This window comes from Leifsonia sp. Leaf264, from assembly GCF_001422325.1.
In the GTDB taxonomy this organism is placed as follows: domain Bacteria; phylum Actinomycetota; class Actinomycetes; order Actinomycetales; family Microbacteriaceae; genus Orlajensenia.
The window spans coordinates 815,741-838,071 of record NZ_LMMR01000001.1; the positions used below are offsets into that span (position 1 = coordinate 815,741).

The 22,331-nt window shown below is 68.6% G+C and carries 27 protein-coding genes, 1 tRNA gene and 1 pseudogene; 17 read left to right on the plus strand and 12 right to left on the minus strand.

Going from position 1 to position 22,331, the window contains the following annotated elements; translation table 11 throughout:
- Positions 1-108 precede the first annotated feature (108 nt).
- From ASF30_RS03780 to ASF30_RS03795, 4 genes are read right to left on the minus strand one after another with little or no spacing between them, the layout of a single operon-like run.
- Positions 109-897 (minus strand): amino acid ABC transporter ATP-binding protein, encoded by a 789-nt coding sequence (locus ASF30_RS03780; RefSeq protein ID WP_082467421.1) that lies wholly within the window; start codon positions 895-897, stop codon positions 109-111.
- The gene (locus tag ASF30_RS03785) at positions 897-1,847 is read right to left on the minus strand and encodes an amino acid ABC transporter permease (protein ID WP_055901618.1); all 951 of its coding nucleotides are present in this window, start codon (positions 1,845-1,847) and stop codon (positions 897-899) included. The genes ASF30_RS03780 and ASF30_RS03785 overlap by 1 nt, the downstream gene beginning before the upstream one ends.
- A 2-nt stretch (positions 1,848-1,849) precedes the next feature.
- Entirely contained in the window at positions 1,850-2,755 is a 906-nt protein-coding gene (locus ASF30_RS03790) for an ABC transporter substrate-binding protein (protein WP_055901620.1), read from the minus strand.
- A 14-nt stretch (positions 2,756-2,769) separates the two neighbouring features.
- Positions 2,770-3,633: a sulfurtransferase gene (locus ASF30_RS03795; protein WP_055901624.1), complete on the minus strand. Its 864-nt coding sequence runs from the start codon at positions 3,631-3,633 to the stop codon at positions 2,770-2,772.
- 76 nt (positions 3,634-3,709) lie between these two features.
- On the opposite strand from ASF30_RS03795, the gene ASF30_RS03800 reads away from it, so the two are divergent.
- A complete protein-coding gene (locus ASF30_RS03800; protein WP_055901627.1) occupies positions 3,710-4,936 on the plus strand; it encodes an MFS transporter in 1,227 nt (408 codons plus the stop codon).
- Positions 4,937-4,959: 23 nt separating this feature from the next.
- The gene (locus ASF30_RS03805; protein ID WP_235480256.1) at positions 4,960-5,757 is read left to right on the plus strand and encodes an aldo/keto reductase; all 798 of its coding nucleotides are present in this window, start codon (positions 4,960-4,962) and stop codon (positions 5,755-5,757) included.
- Positions 5,758-5,945: 188 nt separating this feature from the next.
- Here the strand turns inward: ASF30_RS03805 and ASF30_RS03810 are convergent, their stop codons facing one another.
- Both ASF30_RS03810 and ASF30_RS03815 read right to left on the minus strand, forming a co-directional pair.
- Positions 5,946-6,929 carry an aldo/keto reductase gene (locus tag ASF30_RS03810; protein ID WP_055901635.1) on the minus strand — a complete coding sequence of 328 codons (984 nt, stop codon included), beginning with the start codon at positions 6,927-6,929 and terminating at the stop codon, positions 5,946-5,948.
- A 20-nt stretch (positions 6,930-6,949) separates the two neighbouring features.
- On the minus strand, positions 6,950-8,101 hold the full coding sequence (locus tag ASF30_RS03815; RefSeq protein ID WP_055901638.1) for a hypothetical protein: 1,152 nt from the start codon (positions 8,099-8,101) through the stop codon (positions 6,950-6,952).
- A gap of 118 nt (positions 8,102-8,219) precedes the next feature.
- On the opposite strand from ASF30_RS03815, the gene ASF30_RS03820 reads away from it, so the two are divergent.
- The 12 genes from ASF30_RS03820 to ASF30_RS03875 all read left to right on the plus strand — a co-directional run bounded on the left by ASF30_RS03820 (position 8,220) and on the right by ASF30_RS03875 (position 17,767).
- Positions 8,220-8,813 (plus strand): TetR/AcrR family transcriptional regulator, encoded by a 594-nt coding sequence (locus ASF30_RS03820; RefSeq protein WP_055901642.1) that lies wholly within the window; start codon positions 8,220-8,222, stop codon positions 8,811-8,813.
- Between the two features lie 90 nt (positions 8,814-8,903).
- Positions 8,904-9,881 (plus strand): DUF4349 domain-containing protein, encoded by a 978-nt coding sequence (locus ASF30_RS03825; protein WP_055901645.1) that lies wholly within the window; start codon positions 8,904-8,906, stop codon positions 9,879-9,881.
- A 10-nt stretch (positions 9,882-9,891) separates the two neighbouring features.
- Positions 9,892-11,055 carry an acyl-CoA dehydrogenase family protein gene (locus ASF30_RS03830; RefSeq protein ID WP_200918414.1) on the plus strand — a complete coding sequence of 388 codons (1,164 nt, stop codon included), beginning with the start codon at positions 9,892-9,894 and terminating at the stop codon, positions 11,053-11,055.
- A gap of 190 nt (positions 11,056-11,245) precedes the next feature.
- Positions 11,246-11,740: a cation:proton antiporter regulatory subunit gene (locus tag ASF30_RS03835; protein WP_055901650.1), complete on the plus strand. Its 495-nt coding sequence runs from the start codon at positions 11,246-11,248 to the stop codon at positions 11,738-11,740.
- A gap of 15 nt (positions 11,741-11,755) precedes the next feature.
- The gene (locus tag ASF30_RS03840) at positions 11,756-12,937 is read left to right on the plus strand and encodes a cation:proton antiporter (protein ID WP_055901653.1); all 1,182 of its coding nucleotides are present in this window, start codon (positions 11,756-11,758) and stop codon (positions 12,935-12,937) included.
- A gap of 77 nt (positions 12,938-13,014) precedes the next feature.
- Positions 13,015-13,500 (plus strand): glutathione peroxidase, encoded by a 486-nt coding sequence (locus ASF30_RS03845; RefSeq protein WP_055901655.1) that lies wholly within the window; start codon positions 13,015-13,017, stop codon positions 13,498-13,500.
- A 9-nt stretch (positions 13,501-13,509) separates the two neighbouring features.
- On the plus strand, positions 13,510-14,874 hold the full coding sequence (locus ASF30_RS03850) for a threonine/serine ThrE exporter family protein (protein WP_055901657.1): 1,365 nt from the start codon (positions 13,510-13,512) through the stop codon (positions 14,872-14,874).
- A gap of 68 nt (positions 14,875-14,942) precedes the next feature.
- The gene (locus ASF30_RS03855) at positions 14,943-15,332 is read left to right on the plus strand and encodes a VOC family protein (protein ID WP_055901660.1); all 390 of its coding nucleotides are present in this window, start codon (positions 14,943-14,945) and stop codon (positions 15,330-15,332) included.
- 4 nt (positions 15,333-15,336) lie between these two features.
- Positions 15,337-16,212, plus strand: coding sequence for a hypothetical protein (locus ASF30_RS03860; protein WP_055901662.1), 876 nt, complete (start codon positions 15,337-15,339; stop codon positions 16,210-16,212).
- A 3-nt stretch (positions 16,213-16,215) separates the two neighbouring features.
- Entirely contained in the window at positions 16,216-16,917 is a 702-nt protein-coding gene (locus ASF30_RS03865) for a DNA alkylation repair protein (RefSeq protein WP_055901665.1), read from the plus strand.
- An 83-nt stretch (positions 16,918-17,000) separates the two neighbouring features.
- The gene (locus ASF30_RS03870) at positions 17,001-17,174 is read left to right on the plus strand and encodes a CsbD family protein (RefSeq protein ID WP_055901669.1); all 174 of its coding nucleotides are present in this window, start codon (positions 17,001-17,003) and stop codon (positions 17,172-17,174) included.
- Positions 17,175-17,266: 92 nt separating this feature from the next.
- Positions 17,267-17,767 (plus strand): DUF427 domain-containing protein, encoded by a 501-nt coding sequence (locus tag ASF30_RS03875; RefSeq protein ID WP_055901672.1) that lies wholly within the window; start codon positions 17,267-17,269, stop codon positions 17,765-17,767.
- A 49-nt stretch (positions 17,768-17,816) separates the two neighbouring features.
- Here the strand turns inward: ASF30_RS03875 and ASF30_RS03880 are convergent.
- The 4 genes from ASF30_RS03880 to galU form a co-directional block, all read right to left on the minus strand.
- Positions 17,817-17,889 (minus strand) — tRNA-Ala (locus ASF30_RS03880).
- A 51-nt stretch (positions 17,890-17,940) separates the two neighbouring features.
- Positions 17,941-18,936, minus strand: coding sequence for a hypothetical protein (locus ASF30_RS03885; protein WP_055901675.1), 996 nt, complete (start codon positions 18,934-18,936; stop codon positions 17,941-17,943).
- 66 nt (positions 18,937-19,002) lie between these two features.
- The gene (locus ASF30_RS03890; protein ID WP_055901677.1) at positions 19,003-19,665 is read right to left on the minus strand and encodes a GNAT family N-acetyltransferase; all 663 of its coding nucleotides are present in this window, start codon (positions 19,663-19,665) and stop codon (positions 19,003-19,005) included.
- 9 nt (positions 19,666-19,674) lie between these two features.
- Entirely contained in the window at positions 19,675-20,568 is an 894-nt protein-coding gene (galU, locus tag ASF30_RS03895) for a UTP--glucose-1-phosphate uridylyltransferase GalU (RefSeq protein ID WP_055901680.1), read from the minus strand.
- A gap of 91 nt (positions 20,569-20,659) precedes the next feature.
- Here galU and ASF30_RS03900 point away from each other — a divergent pair, with 91 nt between their 5' ends.
- Complete coding sequence (locus ASF30_RS03900; protein ID WP_055901682.1) at positions 20,660-21,238, plus strand: 5-formyltetrahydrofolate cyclo-ligase; 579 nt, start codon at positions 20,660-20,662, stop codon at positions 21,236-21,238.
- 48 nt (positions 21,239-21,286) lie between these two features.
- Positions 21,287-21,427 (plus strand): annotated as a pseudogene (locus ASF30_RS23510) (FmdB family zinc ribbon protein); the annotation flags it as partial.
- A gap of 14 nt (positions 21,428-21,441) precedes the next feature.
- Here ASF30_RS23510 and ASF30_RS23515 read toward each other — a convergent pair.
- The gene (locus ASF30_RS23515) at positions 21,442-21,618 is read right to left on the minus strand and encodes a hypothetical protein (RefSeq protein ID WP_327063129.1); all 177 of its coding nucleotides are present in this window, start codon (positions 21,616-21,618) and stop codon (positions 21,442-21,444) included.
- 18 nt (positions 21,619-21,636) lie between these two features.
- Here ASF30_RS23515 and mscL point away from each other — a divergent pair, with 18 nt between their 5' ends.
- Positions 21,637-22,077, plus strand: a complete 441-nt coding sequence (gene mscL, locus ASF30_RS03910) for a large conductance mechanosensitive channel protein MscL (RefSeq protein ID WP_235480257.1) — start codon at positions 21,637-21,639, stop codon at positions 22,075-22,077.
- Positions 22,078-22,107: 30 nt separating this feature from the next.
- Here the strand turns inward: mscL and ASF30_RS03915 are convergent, their stop codons facing one another.
- Positions 22,108-22,299: a hypothetical protein gene (locus tag ASF30_RS03915; RefSeq protein WP_157496929.1), complete on the minus strand. Its 192-nt coding sequence runs from the start codon at positions 22,297-22,299 to the stop codon at positions 22,108-22,110.
- Between the last annotated feature and the right edge of the window lie 32 nt (positions 22,300-22,331).

Sequence of the window (22,331 nt, forward strand, 5' to 3'; positions counted from 1 at the left end):
CAGACAGGCTACGTCGGCAGCGGATGCCGCATCGCCGCGGTTGCGTCGAGTTACGTGCGACCCGCGCTCGCCCGCGGGCCGCATCCGACGCTCAGCGAACCGTCGGGATCACAGCACCTTCGAGAGGAACGCCTTCGTACGCTCGTGCGTCGGGTTCGAGAGCACCTCGCGCGGATCGCCGGACTCCACGACCACGCCACCGTCCATGAAGACCAGGGAGTCGGCCACCTCGCGGGCGAAGCCCATCTCGTGCGTCACCACGATCATGGTCATCCCTGACGTCGCGAGCTCCTTCATCACGTCGAGCACCTCGCCGACGAGCTCGGGGTCCAGCGCGCTGGTCGGCTCGTCGAAGAGCATGAGCTTGGGGTCCATCGCCAGCGCCCGCGCGATGGCGACGCGCTGCTGCTGGCCGCCCGAGAGGTGAGCCGGGTAGTAGTCGGCACGCTCTGCGAGACCCACCCGGGCGAGGAGCTCCAGTGCGCGCTTGCGCACCTCCTGCTTCGGCTGGCCCTTGACGCGGATGGGCGCCTCCATCACATTCTCGAGCGCCGTCATGTGCGGGAACAGGTTGAAGCGCTGGAACACCATGCCGATGTCGCGTCGCTGCATGGACGCTTCCTTCGGCTTCAGCTCGTAGAGCTTCCCAGCCGTCTCCCTGTAGCCCACCAGGTCGCCGTCGACGCTGAGACGCCCGGCCGAGAGGATCTCGAGGTGGTTGATCAGCCGCAGGAAGGTCGACTTGCCGGAGCCGGACGGCCCGACGAGGCACATCACCTCGCCGCGCTTCACCTCGAGCGAGATGGACTTCAACACCTCGTTGGTGCCGAAGCTCTTCGAGACGCCGTCGGCGAGGACCATCGGAACAGACGCCGCGACGGATGTGGTGTCGGTCATCAGTGGCCTCCGGCCTCGTGGGAAGGGGCGATGACGGTCGGTTGACCGGCGCCGACGACGGGCAGGGTCCCGGTGGGCCCAGCCCCCTTGTCTGGTCGGCGGTCGCCGACACCGCGGGCGAAGCGCTTCTCCAGGAAGTACTGGCCGATCATGAGGATCGACGTGAACAGCAGGTACCAGAGCGACGCCACGATGAGCAGGGGAATGGGGTTGAACGTCTCGGCCGAGATGTCGCGCGCCCGGTTGTACAGGTCGAGGCCGAACGGCACGGCCGTCACCAGCGAGGTGGTCTTGAGCATCGAGATCACCTCGTTGCCCGTCGGGGGGATGATGATCCGCATCGACTGCGGGATCACGACGCGCAGCATGGTCTGCGACCAGCTCATCCCGAGTGCCTTCGCCGCCTCCTCCTGCCCGGGGTCGACCGAGAGGAGTCCGGCACGCACGATCTCAGCCATGTAGGCGGCCTCGTTGAGCGCCAGGCCGATCACGGCGATCCAGAACACGCTGATCACGTTCTTGGTCTCCATGGAGATCCACGGTTCGGTGAACGGAACGCCGATGTCGATGGACTGGTAGATGACGGCGATGAGGCCCCAGAACGTGAGCTGGACGTAGACCGGTGTTCCGCGGAAGATCCAGAGGTACACCCAGGCGACGCTCTTCACGACGGGATTGGGCGAGAGCCGCATGACGGCGAGCACGATGCCGAGGATGATCGCAATCACCATCGAGAGCACGGTGAGCTCGAGGGTGACGACGGCGGCCTGCGAGATGCGACGGTCGAAGATGTACTTCCCCACCGACGCCCAGTCGAAAGCCGGCCGCTGGGCGGCGTCGATGACGACGAGCGCGACGATGAGGATCAGCACCACGGCGAACACGTTCCGCCACGGATGCTTCAGCTTGATGGCCTTGATCGGCTCAGGCCGACGCTCGTCGTCCGACATGATCAGCCGTTCGCCGCGGCGTTGATGGTGGCTTCGGAGATGCCGCCGTCTGCGACGCCCCAGGTGTCGAGGATCTCGCCGTAGGTGCCGTCGTCCATGAGCGACTGCATGGCCGCCTGGATGGCCTCGGTCAGTCCCGAGTCCTTGCCGACGACGATGCCGTAGGGAGCCTCGTCGAAGGACTCGCCGGCCGCCTGCAGCTTGTCGTCGGTCTTCGAGATCGCGTACAGCGTGACGGGCGAGTCGGCGCTCATGGCGTCGGCCTGGCCGAGTGCGACGGCGTTGGTCGCGGCATCCTGCGTGTCGTACTGCACCTTGTCGATCGGGTCCTTGCCTGCCTTCACGCAGGCGTCGCTCTTGGCCGGAACCTCGTCGGTGTCCTCGTAGGTCGTCGCCTGCACCGCGACGGTGAGTCCACAGGCGTTCTCGGGGTCGACGTCCTTGCCCTTCGCCGACGCCCAGAGGATGCCCGCCGTGTAGTAGTTGACGAAGTCGACCTGCTTCTCGCGCTCGACCGTGTCGGTGAAGCTGGACTCGCCGATGTCGGCCTTGCCGCCGGTGACGCTCGGGATGATGTTGTCGAACTTGGCGACCTGGTACTCAGGGGTCAGGCCGAGCTTGGCCGCGACGGCTGCGGCGAGCTCGATGCCCCAGCCGATGGGCTCGCCGGCCTCGTTCTTGAACTCGTTGGGCGCGTAGGTCGGGTCGGTGCCGATGATGAGCTTGCCCGAGGAGGCGACCTTCTCCGGCAGGAGCTTGGCCGCGGCATCGTCCTTCGCGACTGCGGCCGTCGAGGAGCCGCCGCCCGTCGTCGCGGCCGGCGTCGAGTTGTCGACGCAGCCCGTGAGCAGCAGTGCCGTCGCCGCCGTTGCGGCGAGGATGACCGGCAGTGATCTGGAGAGGCGCATGGGGGTTCTACTTTCTAGTCGGTGCTGGTGGAGATGGTGGAGCTGGGGGTGCCCGTGGCCACTGGGCGATCGGGGTGGTTCGACCACTGCGACCAGGAGCCTGGATACAGCGCCGGCTCGAATCCGGCGATGGTCAGGGCCAGGGCGTCGTGAGCGGCCGTCACGCCGGAACCGCAGTACACGCCGACCGGATGCCGGGAGTCGACTCCGAGCGACGCGAAGCGCTCGGCCAGACGGGCGGGCGACAGGAAGCGTCCGTCGGGGCCGAGGTTGTCGGCCGACGGGGCATTGACGGCACCCGGGATGTGGCCGGCGCGCGGGTCGATCGGTTCGACATCGCCCCGGTAGCGTTCGGCCGCGCGCGCGTCGATGAGCACGCCGTGATGAGGGAGGGCCGCCGCCTCGTCGATGCCGAGCACGGCGAGGTGCCCGTACTCGAGGACGACGTCGCCGGGAGGCGGAGTGGCGGCATCCGTCGTCGTGGGAAGACCCGCAGCCGTCCACGCTGACCACCCGCCGTCCAGCAGGCGCACGTCGGCGAGGCCGGCGTGGCGCAGCAGCCACCACGCCCGAGCGGCCGATTGTCCGCCGCGGTCGTCGTAGACCACCACGGCATCGCCGACGTTCAGGCCCCAGGCGCGGGCGGACTGCTCGAGATCGGCGATCTCGGGCAGCGGATGCCGTCCGTCCGTCGGCTCGCCGTGTCGCGCGAGCTCCTCGTCGAGGTCGACGTACACGGCGCCGGGAATGTGGCCGAGCGCGAACTCGCCGCGCCCATCCGGCCCGCCGAGGCTCCAGCGCACGTCGAGCAGTCGTGGTCTGGCGTCGCCCGAGAGCGCTGCGGCAAGCTCGTCAACACTGATGAGCTGGTCTGACATGGCACCCTTCGGTTCGTGATCAGTACACGCTAACCCCCTGACGGGCGTCCCGACCAACCGGATAGTCTGGATCATCGTGAGCGCTTACTCGGATCTGTTGAAGACGCCGGGCGTGGCCCGGATCATCAGCGCGCAGCTCACGGCCCGCTTCCCGTTCGGGATGCTCTCGCTCGCCTTCCTGCTGCACATCGAGCAGCAGACGGGCTCCTACGGTTCCGCCGGCCTCGTGCTGGCGGCCACGAGCATCGGCCAGGCCATCGCCGGTCCGCTGACGAGCCGCCTCATGGGCGTGTGGGGCATGCGCCAGGTCATCGCCGTCACCATCGCCATCTGCGCGACGGCCGTGACGGCGATAGCACTGCTGCCGCTCACAGTCCCCTGGTACATGGCCGTCGGCGCTCTCGCCGGGCTCAGCATGCCGCCCATCCAGCCTGCAGTGCGCACGATCTATCCGAAGATGGTCAACTCCCGCCAGCTCACACCCCTGTTCTCGCTCGACGCCACGGCGCAGGAGATCATCTGGGTTGTCGGACCTGTCGTGACGACCTTCATCGCCACCCAGATCAGCACGGTGTGGGGCATCCTGACCGCCGTCATCTTCCTCGTCGGCGGCGGACTCTGGTTCCTGTCCTCCCCAGAGCTCGGTCGCGTTCGCATTCCCCGCAGCAAGCGCCGCTTCGGCACAGTGCTGCGTCGTCCTCCGGTCATGCTCGCGACCATCGTCGGCTTCCTCCTCGTCGGCGCCTGCGCCGCCATCGAGGCCGGCGTCGTCGCCGTCTTCGGGCACGGCGGCGCCGAGGCCGGCATCGTGCTCGCGATCTTCTCGATCGGCTCGATCGCGGGCGGACTCAGCTTCGGCCACATCGCCATCGGCCCGTGGGCGAGCGCACGACGCATGTTCATCGTCTTCATCGGAACCGCAGCGGCCATGCTCGGCCTCGTCGCCATGGAGGGCAACGAGTTCCTCTGGCTCTCCGTCACCCTGTTCGTCGCCGGAATCGGCATCGCTCCGGCCCTCGCCGTGCTGTTCGCCATGGTGTCGGCCAGCGTGAAGTTCAGCGACACGGCCGAGGCCTACGGCTGGGTGGGCACCGGACAGCTCATCGGCGCCGCCCTCGGCTCCGCCGCGGCGGGGTTCCTCATCGACACCGGCGGTCCCGTCGGAGCGTTCTGGGCCGCCACGGCGTTCGCCCTCGTCGGCTTCATCGTCCCCGTGGTCGGCAAGCGCTGGCACCCCGACCTGCGCGGTCGCGACGCCAGTCCGCTTCCCGACACCGAGCCAGTGAGCGTGCAGCCCAGCTGATGGACCTCTCGCATCGGCTGACCATGAGCGACGGGCTGAGCATCCCGCAGCTGGGTCTCGGCGTGTACAAGATCTCGGATGCCGACACCCCCGCCGTGGTGGTCGCCGCGCTCGACGCCGGGTACCGTCACATCGACACGGCCGCCCTGTACGGGAACGAGACCGGCGTCGGGCTCGGCATCGACGACTCCGGGATCGAGCGCGACGACGTCTTCGTCACCTCGAAGGTCGGCAACGCCGACCACGGCTACGACGCCACCCTGCGCGCCTTCGACGCCACCATGGAGCGGCTGAACCTCGACCGCATCGACCTGTACCTCATCCACTGGCCGGTGCCGAGCACCGACCTCTACGTCCAGACCTGGCGCGCTCTCATCAGGCTGAGCGAGGAGGGCCGCGCGAGCTCCATCGGCGTCTCCAACTTCCACGCCCACCACCTGCAGCGCCTGCTCGACGAGACGGGCGTGCACCCGGTCGTCAACCAGGTGGAGCTGCATCCGTGGCTCCAGCAGCGCGAGCTGCGCGCGTTCCACGCCGAGCACCTCATCGTCACCGAGGCGTGGTCCCCGCTCGCCCGCGGCCGGGCCGTGAACGACCCGACGCTGACGGCCATCGGCGAGCGTCACGGGGCGACAGCGACGCAGGTCGCCATCCGCTGGCACCTGCAGCAGGGCAACGTCGTCATCCCGAAGTCGGCGTCGCCCGAGCGCATCCGCGCGAACGCCGACGTCTTCGACTTCGAGCTGACGGATGCCGACCTCGAGGCGATCGCCCGGCTCGACGCCGGCGAGCGCACGGGTCGCGACCCCGACGACGACTAGGTGCGCTTCGCCATCCCCGCTCGCTGAGAACCGAGTGAAGCGAGCAGACCCCGCCGGTCGAGCAGCCCGCGAGCGAAGCGAGCAGGCATATCGAGACCACTCCCGACGGCGCCTCTCGAGGAAGCGCACTTCAGCGTGATCTCGATACGTGTCCGACTTCGTCGTGGCACTACTCGATCAACGGGAAGTCACCAACGCGGGTGGATGAGCTCCCGCAGCCTGCGGTCGTACAGGTCGGCGACGGCCGAGTCGAACGCTGCACCGAGCGGAGGCGTGGAACCAGCCGCGGCATTCGCCACGGCCTGCTTCACCGAGCGCGCGCCGGGGATGACGGCGCTGACGGCCGGGTGCTGGGCGATCCACGCCAGGGCCGCTTCGGCCACGGGAACGGCATCCGGAACCAGATCGGCGAACTCGTGCGCGGCCTCGAGCCCGGTCTCCCATGGCACGCCCGAGAACGTCTCCCCCACGTCGAACGCCGAGCCGTCGCGGTTGTAGGTGCGGTGGTCGTTCGCGGCGAAGGTCGTGGCGCGGGTGTACTTGCCGCTCAACAGTCCCGAGGCCAGCGGAACGCGGGCGATGATGCCGACTCCGGCGGCCTGTGCCGCAGGAAGCACCTCATCGAGCGGCTTCTGCCTGAAGGCGTTGAGGATGATCTGCACCGTCGCGGTGCCCGGTCGGGCGATCGCGTCGAGCGCCTGCGCGGTGGTCTCGACGCTCACGCCGTAGTTCGCGATGACCCCATCGGACACGAGCGTGTCGAGCGCGTCGTAGACCTCGTCACTGGTGAACACCGCAGACGGCGGGCAGTGCAGCTGCACCAGGTCGAGGGTGTCGACGCGGAGGTTCCGACGCGAGCGGTCGGTCCACTCGCGGAAGTTCGCCAGCACGTAGTTCTCCGGCAGCTGCTCGAGGCGACGGCCCATCTTGGTCGCCACGGTGATGTCGTGGCCGGGGTTGTCGGCCAGGAACGCGCCGATCACGCTCTCCGACCGCCCGTCGCCGTAGACGTCGGCGGTGTCGAAGAACGTGACCCCGGCGTCGACGGATGCCGCGAGCACGTCACGCGCATCCGACTCGCTCACCTCACCCCAGTCGGCTCCCAACTGCCAGGTGCCGAGTCCGATGACCGAGACTGTGCGGCCGGTACGTCCGAGGGTGTGATGCTCCATGGTTCCAGACTAGGGGGACGTCAGGCCGGCAGCGCGGCGAGGCTGCCGGTGGTACGCGGCGCCTCGAGGGATCCCTCCACGTGGACGACCTCCTGGCTGCGGAAGTGGCCGAGCACGCTCAGGACGACTCCGGCGACAGCCCAGCCGCCGAGCACCAGCCACGCCTGCGAGGCGTCGGCCTCGGGGAAGTACGACAGATCGCGCAGCAGGGTGGTCGAGGCGCCGGGAACGAAGTACTGCCCGATCGCACCCCAGGCGCCCGGCAGGAACTGCATGGGCTGGGTGGCCGCTGACAGGGGGTTGCCGACGAGCATCGTGAGCAGGGCGCCGACGGCGATGCCGGCCCGACCGATGAGGGCCGTCGCTCCGACGATGACGCTGGCGGTTGCGAGCAACGAGAGCCCGACGGCGACGGAGTTCAGGAGGAAGTCGCCCTGCAGGATACCGAACCAGGTCTGCATGATCGCCGTGAGTCCGAGCCCCGCGACGACGGCGTACGCAGCCAGGGCGGAGAGGCGGCGCCAGACCCCCGTGACCAGCAGCGAGATCAGGACGCCGCCGATCATGCCGCCGATCACCATGGGGAATGCGGCCGAGGCGAAGCCGACGCCGCGAGGATCAGTGTCGGCGAGGGGGACGACATCCGTCGTGGTGACGGTCGGAGCTGTGACGGCGCTCGCCTTCTCGATGATGGCGAGGGCCTGATCGGCCGGCAGTTGCCCGGCAGCCTGCGCTGCCGATGCCTTCGCGATGCCGGCCTGAACACCCTCGGTGACGGCCGCCGTCACCTGGTGCTGCAGCTGGGACGCGACCTGGGCCATCACGGTGGCGTTGACGGTTCCGCCGGCGCTGGCGGTCAGCACCTCGGGGTCATCACTCAGCACGACGGCCCCGTACACGACCCGCTCCTCGATGGCCGTGACGGCGTCATCGCGGGAGTCGACTGTCGTGATGTCGAAGCGCCCCGCGGCGTTCTCGTCGAGGGCGTCGGTGAATGCCGTGACCTGCTTCACATCACCGGTGACCGCGATGGGGAAGTCCTTGATCGAGCTGGTCATGCCCGGCCAGATGAAGGCGAGCACGAACACGGCGGCGACCAGTGCTGCCCCGATGGCGATGCCGATGGAACGCCCCCACTTCGTGTGCGGGCTGGTGACGATGGTCTCGGACATGACGGCTCCTACGGGTATTACGCGGGGGAAAGTGATCGCTGAAAACGAATGATCGTTCTTTATTGTGAACTCACCGCATCGGCTTGTCAAGAACGAACGTTCTTTTTATTATGTGAGTATGCCGAAAGTCAGTGAAGAGCATCGGATCGCCCGCCGCACCGAGATCGCCCAGGCCGCGATGCGCTGCTTCGCGCGCAAGGGCTTCGACGGTACCTCGGTGGCCGACATCATCGCCGAGTCCGGCTTGTCCGCCGGCGCCATCTACGGGCATTACAAGAGCAAGAACGAACTCATCCAGCTGGCGGTCTCGGAGCTGCTCGGCCAGCGCATGGCCGAGGTGGAGATCGCCCTCCAGCGCGAGGAGCTCATGGAGCCGGGCGAGCTCATCGGAGTCTTCCTGCGCGGCGTGGAGCGCGAGTTCGTCGACCTCAGCGTGCTGCTCCAGCTCTGGGCTGCTGCAGCGACGGATGCCGGACTGCGCGGTGTCGCCGACGCCATCGCCGGTTCGATCCGGAACGTCTTCCAGACCTATCTCGCGGCGTGGCACGTTCGCTCGACCGGATTGAGCGAGGCCGAGGCCGAGGCACGCGCGACCCGGGAGGCATGGGTCTACATCGGCATCTGCCAGGGCTACATGGTGCAGTCGACGATCTTCGAGGCCTTCGATGGCGACGCCTACATCGAGACGAGCGCGGCGCTCCTGGCCCGGTGATCCCCCGGCATCCTCGCCGACACCCGATCGTGACATCACGATCGGATTGCGTCGCACCCGTCCGCTGACCTGCGGTTCTACAGTGCAGACATGAAGCGCGCGCACTTCGCCACTGTCGTCGCCGTGGCCGCCCTGCTGACCCTCGCCGGATGCTCGGCATCAGGCTCCTCCGACTCCGATGACGGCGGGGGCTCCGTCGCCGAGCCGGCTCCGGCCGGGGCCGACGACGGCGTGGTCGACGCGGGCCGGGAGGCCGGTGCCGCCGACAGTGCCGGCCAGCTCGCGTCCGATGCGACGACCCGCGAGGTCGTCACCACCGGGACGCTGTGGGTGACGGCCGAGGATCCGGTGTCGGCGGCGGGCAAGGCCGTGACGCTGACCGAATCCGCCGGCGGACGCATCGACTCGCAGAACGAGCAGCCCGGCACGGATTTCCAGGCGGCCAGTGCGTCGGTGGTGCTGCGCATCCCGTCCGATCGGTATCAGGCCGTCGTCGCCGACCTCGAGAAGCTCGGCCACGTGACGCAGTACTCGACGCAGGCCGCCGATGTCACGCAGCAGAAGCAGGACATCGATGCCCGCATCCGTGCGCTCGAGACCTCGACGAAGCGACTCGAGAGCCTGATGGCCGATGCCGACAGCACCGCCGACCTCATCGAGATCGAGAACGCACTGTCGGCCCGCCAAGCGGAACTCGACAGCCTGACGACCCAACGCGACCTCCTCGCCGACCAGGTTGAGTTCTCCACGCTCTCGGTCGAGTTCACCGCGCCCGGCGTCGTGTCGGCGGGCTCCCCGCAGACCTTCTGGGACGGCTTCATCGCCGGCTGGAACGCCCTCGTCGGATTCCTCGCCGGCACCCTGGTCGTGATCGGCGCCTTCCTGCCCTGGCTGCTGCTGTTCGGCGTGATCGCGCTCATCGTGCTGCTCATCGTGCGGGCGGCGCGACGGAAGCCTCGAACGCCGCCGGGGCCGTTGGCACCCGCCCCGGGACCGGGTGCTCCGCCGAACGCGAACCTCACGCCGGAGCCTGCTCCAGAGCCCGATCCGGTCGACACCCGCGCGTAATGTGTGGAGCGTGAGCAACGCATCCGACTCCCCGCTCCTCGACGACGCCCTGCTGGAGCGCATCCGTGCGCGAGCAGCCGGCTACGACCGCGACAACGCCTTCTTCACCGAGGACTTCGACGAACTCGTGGCCATCGGCTACCTGCGCGCGCTCGTCCCGGTCGAGTTCGGTGGCCTGGGACTCACGCTCGAGCAGGTCGCTCTCGAGCAGGTGCGCCTCGGATCGGCTGCTCCTGCCACGGCCCTCGCCGTGAACATGCACCTGGTCTGGACCGGCGTGGCCAAGGTGCTGCACGACCGCGGCGACTCCTCCCTCGACTTCCTCCTGAGCGAGGCCGGCGCCGGCGAGGTGTTCGGCTTCGGCATCAGCGAGGCCGGCAACGACCTGGTGCTGTTCGGTTCGACGACGGATGCCGCCCCTGAGCCTGACGGCGGCTACACGTTCACGGGTACCAAGGTGTTCACCTCGCTCTCCCCGGCGTGGACCAGGCTCGGCACGATGGGCCTTGACACCACGTCACCCGATGCGCCGAAGATCGTCTACGGCTTCGTCGACCGCGCCGACCCCGGCGTCACCCGCAAGGACGACTGGGACACCCTGGGGATGAGGGCGTCGCAGAGCCAGTCGACTGTGCTCGCCGGTGCCCACTCCCCCGCGGATCGCATCATCCGACGGCTCGACCCCGGCCCCAACCCCGACCCACTGGTGTTCGCGATCTTCTCGAACTTCGAGATCCTGCTCGCCGCCGTCTACACCGGCGTCGGCCAGCGCGCCCTCGAGCTCGCCGTGGCGGCAGCGCACCGCCGCACCTCGCTCAAGGCCGATGGCCGCTCGTACGCACAGGACCCCGACATCCGCTGGCGCATTGCTGATGCCGCCATCGCGCAGGACGGCATCCGACCCCAGCTCGTCGCCCTCGCCCGCGACGTCGACGAGCAGGTCGACCACGGCGCCCAGTGGTTCCCGAAGCTCGTGGGCCTGAAGATCCGCGCCACCGAGAACGCCCGCCACGTCGTCGACCAGGCGGTGCGGGTCTCGGGCGGAAGCTCCTACTTCGCCGGCAGCGAGCTGGGACGGCTCTACCGCGACGTTCTCGCCGGCATCTTCCACCCGTCGGATGCCGAATCCGCGCACAGCACGGTCGCCAACGCCTGGCTGGGCCCGATCGGCTAGTTGCCGCTCCTCGACTCCCCAGTTCTTGCGAGTGGCGCTCACCGAGTACGACCTCTCGGCGGGTGCGGATGCTGCACCACCCGCCCAAACTGCGAATTCGACGATGCCCACCAGATCTCCGTTCGCACGTGCCCCAGCGCCCGGAGAGGGCGCGAACGGATGCCGTCCCCAACCGGAGTAGTTTGTATGCGTGGGAATTCGCATTGAGAAGATCGACCTGCCGGGCATCGGCATGCGTCACGATCTCGTCACCGAGAGCGGCCGTCGCCTGAGCGTCGTGTCCTATCGCGACGGCGAGCGCAACCTGGGGATCTTCGACGTCGACGACCCCGACGCCTGTCGGGACTCGATCCCCATCACCGAGGACGAGGCCGAGGCTCTCGCCGACGTCCTCGGGACCTCCGTCACCCTCAGCCGCCTGACCCGGCTGAGTGCTGACACCGAGGGGCTCTACACCGAGCAGCTCGAACTCGCGACCGACTCGCCCTTCATCAATCGGCCGCTCGGCGACACCAAGACGCGCACCCGCACGCACGTCTCCATCGTCGCCATCGTGCGCGACAAGAAGGTGATCCCCTCTCCGACCCCCGCAGAGATCCTCCGCCCCGGTGACGTCATCGTCGCCGTCGGCACGCGGGACGGTCTCGACGCCGCCGGTCGGCTCATGGCCAACGGCCCCGACTGATCCGGGGGCGCGCCAGTGCATGACAACACGCTGATCCTCATCGAAGTCGGCGCGCTGCTACTCGGCATGAGTCTGCTCGGGCGCCTGTCCATCCGCATCGGCATCTCGCCCATCCCCTTCTACCTCATCGCCGGGCTCGCGTTCGGAGAGGGCGGGTTCATCCCGCTCGATGCCAGCAGCGACTTCTTCGCCATCGGCAGTGAGATCGGCGTCATCCTCCTGCTCGCGCTCCTCGGGCTGGAGTACACCGCCAGCGAGCTGCTCACCAACCTCAAGCAGTCCAAGACCGCCGGCATCATCGACGCGCTCTTCAACGCGCTCCCCGGCGCTGCGTTCGCCCTGCTCCTCGGGTGGGGGCCCGTCGCGGCCGTCGCCCTCGCGGGCATCACCTGGGTGTCCTCGTCCGGGGTGATCGCCAAGACCATCCGCGACCTCGGCCGCATCTCGAACCGCGAGACTCCGACAGTGCTGGCCATCCTCGTGATCGAGGACCTGGCCATGGCGTTCTACCTGCCGGTGCTGTCGGCCGTCGTGATCGGCGTCAGCCTGCTGCAGGGCGCCATCACCGTCGCCATCGCCGTCGGGGCCGTCGTGCTCATCCTCTTCCTCGCCCTGCGGTACGGGCACGTCATCTCGCGCATCTTCACGCCGGAACACAACGAGCCGCTCCTGCTCGGCGTGCTCGGCCTCACCATGCTCGTCGCCGGCCTTGCCGCCCAGGTGAACGTGTCGGCGGCTGTCGGGGCGTTCCTCGTGGGGATCGCCCTGTCGGGACGGGTGGCGCAGAACGCCGGCGAGGTGCTCACGCCCCTCCGAGACCTCTTCGCGGCGGTCTTCTTCGTCTTCTTCGGACTGGCGACGGATGCGGGCGAGCTGATCGGCATGCTCGTGCCCGCCATCATCCTGGCCGCCGTCACGATGGCGACCAAGGTGGCAACGGGCTACATCTCGGCGAAGCGCGCCGGCATCGGCGTCCCCGGCCGCTGGCGCGCCGGCTTCGCGCTCACGGCCCGCGGCGAGTTTTCCATCGTCATCGCCGGCCTCGCCGTCGGGGCCGGCGTCGCACCGCTGCTGGCACCGCTGGCCACGGCGTACGTGCTCATCACGGTCATCCTCGGCCCGATCCTCGCCCGCGTCCCAGATGCACGCTGGTTCAAGGCCACCCTCAAGCGCCGGGCGTTGGCCCGCGCCTCCTGAGGCGGATGGAACCGTCGATCCACCGCGAATCGGGTTTCTGCGGGCATAATCCGGCCAGCGGTGGCATTGTCATCTATATGACCACCATCAACGACATTCCGCTCACGACCATCACCGGCGAGACGACGACGCTCGCCGACTACGGTGACCAGGTCAAGCTCATCGTCAACGTCGCATCGCGCTGCGGACTGGCACCCCAGTACGAGAAGCTCGAAGCGATGCAGAAGCAGTACGAGGACCGCGGATTCACCGTGCTCGGCTTCCCGAGCAACCAGTTCCTGCAGGAGCTGGGCAGCGAGGAGGCCATCTCCGAGTACTGCTCGACCACGTGGGGCGTCACGTTCCCGATGTTCGAGCGCATCAAGGTCAACGGGCGCAACCAGCACCCGCTCTATGCCGAGCTGGTGAAGACCGAGGACGCCAACGGCAAGGCCGGCAAGGTCAAGTGGAACTTCGAGAAGTTCGTGATCACCCCCGACGGCCAGGTGCACCGCTTCCGCCCGACGACGGAGCCCGACGCCCCCGAGATCGTCGACCTCATCGAAGGCGCGCTCCCCCGCTAACCTGCTCGTATGGCGGTTTCCAACGGCACGGCGGGCATGAGCTCGACCGACGCCGCGGACTACACGCGCGCCGTCCTCGACATCGCCATCAGGGTGACCGAGGTGCTGTTCACCAACGGTGCCGGTGCCGAGGACGCCGTGGCGGCCATGCAGGCCGTGACGCACGCCTACGGGCTGCGCAACATCGAGGCCGACATCACCCACACGCTCATCTCGTTGAGCTGGGAGAACCCGTCGACCTACGAGACCATCTCGCGCAGCCGCAACGTCAAGTACCGCACTCTCGACTACCACAAGCTCACCAGGGCGACCGAGCTCATCGGCCGCATCATCGATGATCCGCCCTCGGTTCCGGATGCCCGACGCCAGGTGGCCGCCATCGTCAGCGGAGCGCCGGCCTACCCGCAGGCGCTCCGCCGCATCGGTTGGGCGCTCGTGGGCACCGGTGCCGCGCTCCTGCTGGGTGGCGGTCTCATCGTGGCAGCGGCATCCTTCATCGCCACCCTCTTCATCGACCTCATCACCTCAGCCCTGCAACGTCGCCGGGTCCCGGTGTTCTACCAGTCGGTCGTGGGCGGAGCCATCGGCCCGCTCGTGGCCGCCGTGGTCTACACGCTCGATCCCGGGGTGAATCCCTCGCTCGTCGTCGTGGCGACCATCATCATGCTGCTGGCCGGGGTCACCACCTTCGGGGCTGTGCACGACACCCTGTCCGGCTTCTACGTCACCGGAACCGCGCGACTGGTCGAGGCCGTGCTCATCACCAGCGGACTCGTCGCCGGCGTGCTCGGCACCACCCTGCTGCTGACGCGCTTCGGCATCGTGCTCGAGATCGACGCCACCATGTCGCCGTCCATCGACAACCTGCCGATGCAGCTCGTCGCCGCCGTGGTCATAGTCCTCGGCTTCGCCCTCGCCGTGCAGGTTCCGCTGCGGGCCTTCTGGGCCGTCTGCCTCCTCGGCGCCGCCGCCGAACTGCTCTACCTGCTCTTCGTCGGAGCCGAGGCCGGCATAGTCTTCGCCTCGGCCGGCGCCGCAGTGATCGTCGGCGTCCTCGCCGCCATCGCGGTGCTCGTCGTGCGGGTGCCGCCCCTCGTGGCCGTGGTCTCCGCCCTCGTGCCGCTGGTGCCCGGCCTCATCCTGTTCCAGGGTCTGCTGCAGGTGGCTGATGCCGACATCGACGGCCTGCTGTCGCTCCTCACCGCGGCGGCCGTCGCCGCGGCGCTGGCAGCGGGCGCCATCCTCGGCCAGTACCTGGTGCAGGCAGCGCTCGGCCCGGCCCGGAAGCTGCAGCGCCGCTTCGTCGGACCGCTCATGGCGCTGCCGATCCAACTCGGCCGCAAGAAGGTGCACGAGCACACCGACCGGGTCTGAGCGACGGACGTGGCGACGGACTCGTTGTCGGTCTTGTCGTCGGGGCCACTCGGTGCTTGGCTGGGGCGATGATCGAATCAACGCGGATCTTCAGCGGCTTCGCCGTGCCCGACGTCCCGGCCGCCAAGGCCTTCTACGCCGACACCCTCGGCCTCGGCGTCACCGAGCAGATGGGAGGCCTCGTGCTCGATCTCGGCGACGACCACCACATCTTCGTCTACCCGAAGCCCGACCACGTGCCGGCGACGTACACGATCCTCAACCTCGAGGTCGCCGACATCGACGCGGCAGTCGATTCGCTCGAGGCATCCGGCGTCCGGCTGCTGCGCTACGAGGGCTTCGGCCAGGACGAGCGCGGCATCCAGCGGCCGGGTGGAAAGCATCCCGGGCCCGACATCGCCTGGTTCACCGATCCCGCCGGCAACATCCTGTCGGTCCTGCAGCCTCCAGCAGAATAGAGGCATGACACTTCCCTCCACCGACACCGTCGTCCTCTACCCGGCCGGCAGCACCCGCAACGGCGCCACGGTGCTGCACGTCGAGACCGTGGCCGACGGACGCATCGTCGTTCTCCTCGATGAGACGTCCTGCCACCCCGTCGACGCCGGCTGGCCCGACCAGGGTTCCGACCGCGCCGTCCTGGTGACCGGTGCCGGCGATGAGGTGGCTGTGACCGAGGCCGTCGTCGCCGCGACCGACGGCGAGACGTTGTTCATCGGGGCCGATGTCCCCGTTCGGAAGGGCGAGGAGGGCTGGGCCTTCGTCGTCGCCCACCTGCTCGACCCGGATGCCGCCATCGCCGCCGGCGACGAGGTGACCGTCGTGGTCGACGAGGAGTACCGCAACGCCCTCTCCATCGGCCACACAGCCTGCCACCTGGCCTCGCTGGCGCTCAACCGTGCAGTCGCCGACCGCTGGACGAAGGAGGTACGTGCCGACGGTCTCGGCGAGCCCGACTTCGACGGTGCCGCCATCGCGAGCTCGCTCATCCGTCCCCAGGGCTCCACCGACGTGTTCCGCCTCAACAAGTCCCTGCGCCGCAAGGGCTTCAGCACCGACGGCCTCGCCGAACAGCTCGCCGAGATCGAGGCGGCGACGGCGGCGACCCTGGCGACCTGGATCTCCGAGGACGCCCCTGTGCACATCGAGGTCGCCGGGCCCGGGCTGACCGACCGCCGATCGTGGGTGGCCGACCTGGCCGAAGCATCCGTCAGCATCCCCTGCGGCGGAACCCACGTGTCCGCCCTCTCCGAACTCGGCTCGCTCTCGGTGTCGCTGGAACTCGCCGACGTCGACGGAACCCCCACCCTCACCATGCTGACGGATGCCACGAGCTGAGCCATGACGTCGACGGCGGCGGGATTCATCGCGGAGCTCGAGGCGCTCCGCGACCCGGCCGAACTGACGAAGATCCTGCGCTACTTCACCGCGGGCCCCGACGAGCAGTTCATCGGGGTGCGGATGGGATCGATCTTCGAGCTGTCGAAGCGCCACCTCGCCATGCCGGTGTCCGAGCTCGAGCTCATACTCGAGAGCCCGGTGCACGAGGTCAGGGTCGGCGCCTGCAGCATCATGGGCAAGTCGGCGGCGGCGAAGACGGCGACGGTCGAACGCCGCGGCGAACTGTACGAGCTCTACCTGCGGCGATCCGACCGCGTGAACAACTGGGACCTGGTCGACCTCGCCGCTCGCGACGTGCTCGGCGGCTGGCTCAGCGACAAGCCGCGCGACCCGCTCTACACCTTGGCGCGCTCCTCCTTCTGGCCCGACCGACGCTCGGCCCTGCTGGCGACGGCGTGGTTCATCAGGGCCGGTGAGGTCGCCGATGCCCTCGCCATCTCCGAACTTCTGCTCGCCGACCCGGAACCCCTCGTCACGAAGGCGGCCGGATGGATGCTGCGCTACGCCGGCGACGCCGACCGCCCGGCTCTCCTGGGGTTCCTCGAGGCCCACGCGGCCGCCATGCCTCGCGTGATGCTGAGCAACGCGCTCGAGCACCTGGACGCTGCCGAGAAGGCGCACTACCGCGGACTCGGGAGGTGACGTCGGTCAGCTGGGAAGTCAACCCCTAGCAGCACACCGGCGATCCTGAGAGCGTGGAATCAATCGATCGAAGGAGGACTCTCATGGGTTTGGACGACAAGATCAAGCACGGTACCGAAGAGGCTGTGGGCAAGGTCAAGGAGGGCGTCGGCAAGGCGACCGACAACGAGCGTCTCGAAGCAGAGGGGCACGCTGACCAGGCCAAGGCCAACGTCAAGCAGGCCGGCGACGACGTCAAGGACGCCTTCAAGAGCTGACCCTGACCTTCGACAGAACGCCTCCGCCCGATCCGGGCGGAGGCGTTCCGCGTTCCCGGGTGTTTACCCAGCCTGCGGCGTAGCATCCGGCCATGAGGACTCCTGTGACGCCCATCCGACCCGCCGACGGCCAGGAATCGGTGTGGGACTACCCTCGGCCCCCGCTGATCGAGCAGATCGACGCCCGGGTGCGCATCCGCCTGGGCGGCACTGTCATCGTCGACACTCGCGACGTCGTGCGCGTGCTCGAGACCAGCCATCCGCCGGTCTACTACCTGCCGATCGCCGACTTCTCGCCGGGAAGCGTGATTCCGGCCGCGGGCTCCTCGTTCTGCGAGTTCAAGGGCTCGGCCCGGTACTTCTCGCTCACGTCAGGCGACGCCACGGCCGAGCGCGCGGCCTGGACCTATCCGACTCCCGAGCCGGGATACGAACTGCTGCGCGACCGCGTGGCGGTCTATGCCGGCCAGGTCGATGACGCGAGCGTCGACGGCGAGATCGTCGTGCCGCAGCCCGGAGGCTTCTACGGCGGCTGGATCACCTCGACCGTCGTCGGACCGTTCAAGGGCGAGCCGGGCACGCTGGGCTGGTGAGACCGAAGAACCCCCGGGAGCTCGGCTCCCGGGGGTTCTTCGGTGTCTGTGGACCTAAGGAGATTCGAACTCCTGACCTCCTCGATGCGAACGAGGCGCGCTACCAACTGCGCCATAGGCCCTGACATTTCCAACGATACCATCCGATCCGGACGGTCTCGAACCAGCCGGAATCAGCCCACGCGGCGGCGGCGCAGAACGGCGTCGAGGTCGCTCATTCCGGGCGCAGCGTCGTCGATGATGCCCATGCGGGCGAAGCGGCTGTCGACGGCGGGGACGGATGCGGAAGCTGGCGCGGCGGTCCGTTCTGCGGCCGGCGCCGACGCTGCCGGAGCACGACGCAGCGGCACCGGGGCACCGGCGTTCATGGCCGCGGCCTTCTCGCTCATCGCCGCGAAGACGGCCGCACGGCGCAGGGCGGCGGCCTCCTCCACGGAGTCCATCGCGGCGGCCGCGACGGAGCCTCGCTCGAGGGTGAGCGGCTTCGGCAACGGGCGCGGAGTCCAGGCTGGGCGGGTCGCCACCGGGGCGGCATCCGCGAATTCCACGGGCACGAACCGCTCGGAGACTGCGGCAGGGGCAGCAGCGACGGATACCGGCACTCGCCGACCCGCCTTCGCCAACGACGAGAGCACGAACAGGGCGACGACGGTGCCGCCCAGCCCGGCGACGGCGAGAGTCCACGTGGCTCCGAGGGCTCCGGTCACGACACCGGCCACGAGGGCGATGAGCGACAGCAGCAGGCCGAGAGAGGTGAGCGCGCGGTTGCGGCGGACGGCTCGGGCACGAGTACGGGCACGGCCCGCAGCGGAGGCGGAACGAGCGGCGGCGGCACGCGCCAGACGCACGGATTCGGCAGCCTCGCGCTCGGCGGCGCGACGGGTCTCGGTGGCGATGGTCGCCTCGGCCTTCAGGCGAGCGCGCTCCGCCGCCTGGTGTTCCCGCAGCACATGCTCCTGGGCCGCGACGGCGCGTGCCGTCGTCTCCAGGCGCACAGCCTCGGGGGTCTCAGCCGTCTCGGCGAGGATGCGCAGGGTCTGCTGCAGTCGCACGGCATTGCGTTCCGTGGCGAGGTACTGCCGACGATGCAGCCAGCTCGGGACGAGGTAGGCGATCCAGAGCGCAGCGGCGATCGCCACCATCACCCCACCGCTGAGCGCGTCACCCATGGGGTCCACGGTAGGGCAGTGTCAGTCCACGCGGCCGCGGCACCGGGGGCGTGTTGCGAAGACTTTCTAGAATCGCGTCGTGACCGGGAGCGGAACGGCCGCCGCCGCGCGGTCGTGATCGCTGACCCGTGCGGCATCCTCGGGCACCCTGCCGTCGAGCCAGCGGCGCAGCACGCCGTCGGTGAGTTCCTCGACGACGAGGGCGAAGCAGAAGTGATCCCGCCAGTCGCCATTGATGTGGATGAAGCGCCGACGCAGCCCCTCGTAGCGGAAGCCGAGCTTCTCGACCACGCGAAGCGACGGACCGTTCTCGGGACGGATGCAGATCTCCATGCGGTGCAGCCCGAGCCTGTAGAAGCAGTAGTCGGTCGCCAGCGCCACGGCGGTCGGGGTGAGTTCCTTGCCGGCGAACCGCTCCGACACCCAGTACCCGATGGTCGCCGAGGCGAGCGAGCCGCCGGTGATGCTCGACACGTTGAGCTGACCGGCGATCTCGCCGTTGTACTCGATCACGAACGGCAGGCCTGTGCCCAGGCGCGCATGCGACAGCAGGCTCCGGATGCTCGCCTTCATGTCGAAGTTCATCGGGGCGTGCGGGCTCGTGGCCTCCCACTGGCGCAACCAGCGTCGGTTCTCGAGGAGCTCGCGTTCCACGACGCGCGAGTCCCGCAACCGGATGGGCCGGATCGTGATCGCGCCTTCGCGCAGTGTGGGGGTCGGGGCGGGCACGGCTCCAGACTATTCGAGGTCGGAGGAGAACTCCCGCAACCACGGACGCAGGTCGGGACCGAGATCCTCGCGCTCGACGGCGAGCTGAACGATCGCCTTGATGTAGTCGAGACGGTCGCCGGTGTCGAAGCGACGACCGCGGAAGACCACCCCGTACACGCCGCCGGTGCCCTCGACATCGGCCGCGAGCTCCTGCAGCGCATCCGTCAGCTGGATCTCGCCGCCCTTGCCGGGCTGGGTGCGCTCGAGCACGTCGAAGACGTCGGGCTTCAGCACGTAGCGGCCGATGATGGCGAGGTTCGACGGGGCGTCCTCGGTGGCCGGCTTCTCGACGAGGCCGGTGACGCGTACGACGTCGGGGTCATCCGTCGCCTCGACAGCGGCGGCACCGTAGAGGTGGATCTGCGCGGGGTCGACTTCGAGCAGGGCGATGATCGTGGCGTCGCGCTTCTCGAGCTCGGCGATCATCTTGGGGAGGATGGGGCTCTTCGCGTCGATGAGGTCATCGCCGAGCAGGACGGCGAAGGGCTCGTCGCCGACGTGGCGACGAGCGCGCAGCACGGCGTGACCGAGGCCCTTCGGGTCGCCCTGACGCAGGAAGTGGATGTCGGCCAGGTCGCTCGGCGCCTTCGTGCGCTCGAGCCTGTCGAGGTCGCCCTTCGCCTCGAGGTTGCTCTCGAGCTCGGTGACGCGGTCGAAGTGGTTGGCGAGGGCGTTCTTGTTGCGCCCGATGATCATGAGCACGTCCTCGAGCCCGGCCGCGACGGCCTCCTCGACGACGTACTGGATGGCCGGCTTGTCGACGACCGGGAGCATCTCCTTCGGCATGGCTTTCGTGGCCGGAAGGAAGCGCGTTCCCAGTCCGGCAGCGGGAATGACGGCTTTGGTGATCCGATGACTCATGCTCGCAAGGCTACACAAGCGACGGGCTCGGTTTCGTTTCGCGCACACGATGCTCATCTGCTCGTAACATCCCCCCGCCTAGACTGAGCCCATGGCAACCGACGCAGCTCATCAGAAGCGCGCCCTCCGAGCCGAGCACCGCGAACGTCGGCAGAACATGTCGACCAGGGAACGCGAGGCCGCGACGGCCGGATTCACCGAGAACCTCGAGGCCATCACGATCGACCTGTCGGCCCGTTCCATCGCCTGCTACCTCTCCCTCCCCACCGAGCCGAACACGCGCCCCTACATCAACTGGGCCGAGTCGCAGGGGATCAGGGTGCTGTTCCCCATCAGCAGGCAGGACGGCCTGTTGGACTGGACGGTCGGCGAGGAGCAGGTCGAGACCGAGGGCATCTACGGGATGCCCGAGGCCGTCGGGGAACTGCTCGGCCCGATCGCGATCAACGACGTCGACCTCATCATCGTTCCGGCATCCGCCGTCGATTCCACGGGCATGCGCATGGGGTGGGGCCGCGGCTATTTCGACAAGACGCTCGGTTCGATGCAGAATTGTCCTCCGGTGTACGCCGTCGTCTTCGACTCGGAGGTCGTCGACTCCGTGCCCCGTGAACGGCACGACGCTCCAGTCGACGGCGCCGTCACCCCCACGCGCATCCTCGCGTTCTGACCTTCTCGAACCCCTCGACCCACGAGCACCACACAGCACGGAGAACCAGTGCCCACCTACTCTTACCGCTGCACCGAGTGCGACAACGCGTTCGACATCCAGCAGTCGTTCACTGACGACAGCCTGTCGATCTGCGAGGTCTGCGGCGGACGCCTGCGCAAGGTGTTCAACACCATCGGCGTGACCTTCAACGGCTCGGGCTTCTATCGCAACGACTCCCGCGCCGGCGCCTCGGGAGGCTCGAAGTCCGCCGGGAGCGTCACAGGGTCGAGTGCCTCGTCCTCGTCGTCGGGCTCGGGCTCGGGCTCCTCCTCGTCTTCGTCGTCTTCGTCCTCGTCTTCGTCCTCGTCGTCATCCGGATCGGGTTCGACGGGAAGCACCTCCTCGTCATAGCCTCGATGGACAGACAGTCTGCGTACGACGAGGGGAAGCACGTGCTCAAGGGATTCAGGGAATTCGTCCTCCGGGGCAATGTCATCGACCTGGCCGTCGCGGTCGTCATCGGTGCGGCGTTCACGGCGGTGGTCAATTCCATCGTCACGAACCTGTTCAATCCGCTCATCGGGGCGATCTTCGACGCGAAGAGCCTGGACTCCCTGGTCTGGACGATCGGCAATGCCGAGATCGGCTACGGCGCCGTCCTGGGTTCGATCATCACGTTCCTGATCGTTGCAGCCGTGGTGTACTTCGTGTTCGTGCTGCCGATCAACAAGCTCAAGGAAGCCCAGGAGCGCCGGCGCAAGGCCGGTGTCACCGAACCCGACGCGCCAGACACCGAGCTCGACCTGCTGAGCGAGATCCGCGACCTTCTCGCGGCACAGTCGCGCACGCGGGACTGATCGTCGACGACGGAGCCGACGCGCCGACTGTCACCAGTGCGGCGGCCTGTCGCGCTTGAGGCGCTCGTCGTTCGGTCCGATCGGACCGGATGCCGCAGGCGACTCCTCGCGTTCGACGGGCGACTCCGGACTCGTGTCGGTGCCGGGCACCGCCGTCAGCCGAGCGCGCCGATTGCGGGTGCCGTGCTTCTGCACGTGCTGGCGGGGCTCGTCCTCAGTCACGTCGTCCAGCCTACGCTCGACGTCGTGCCGGT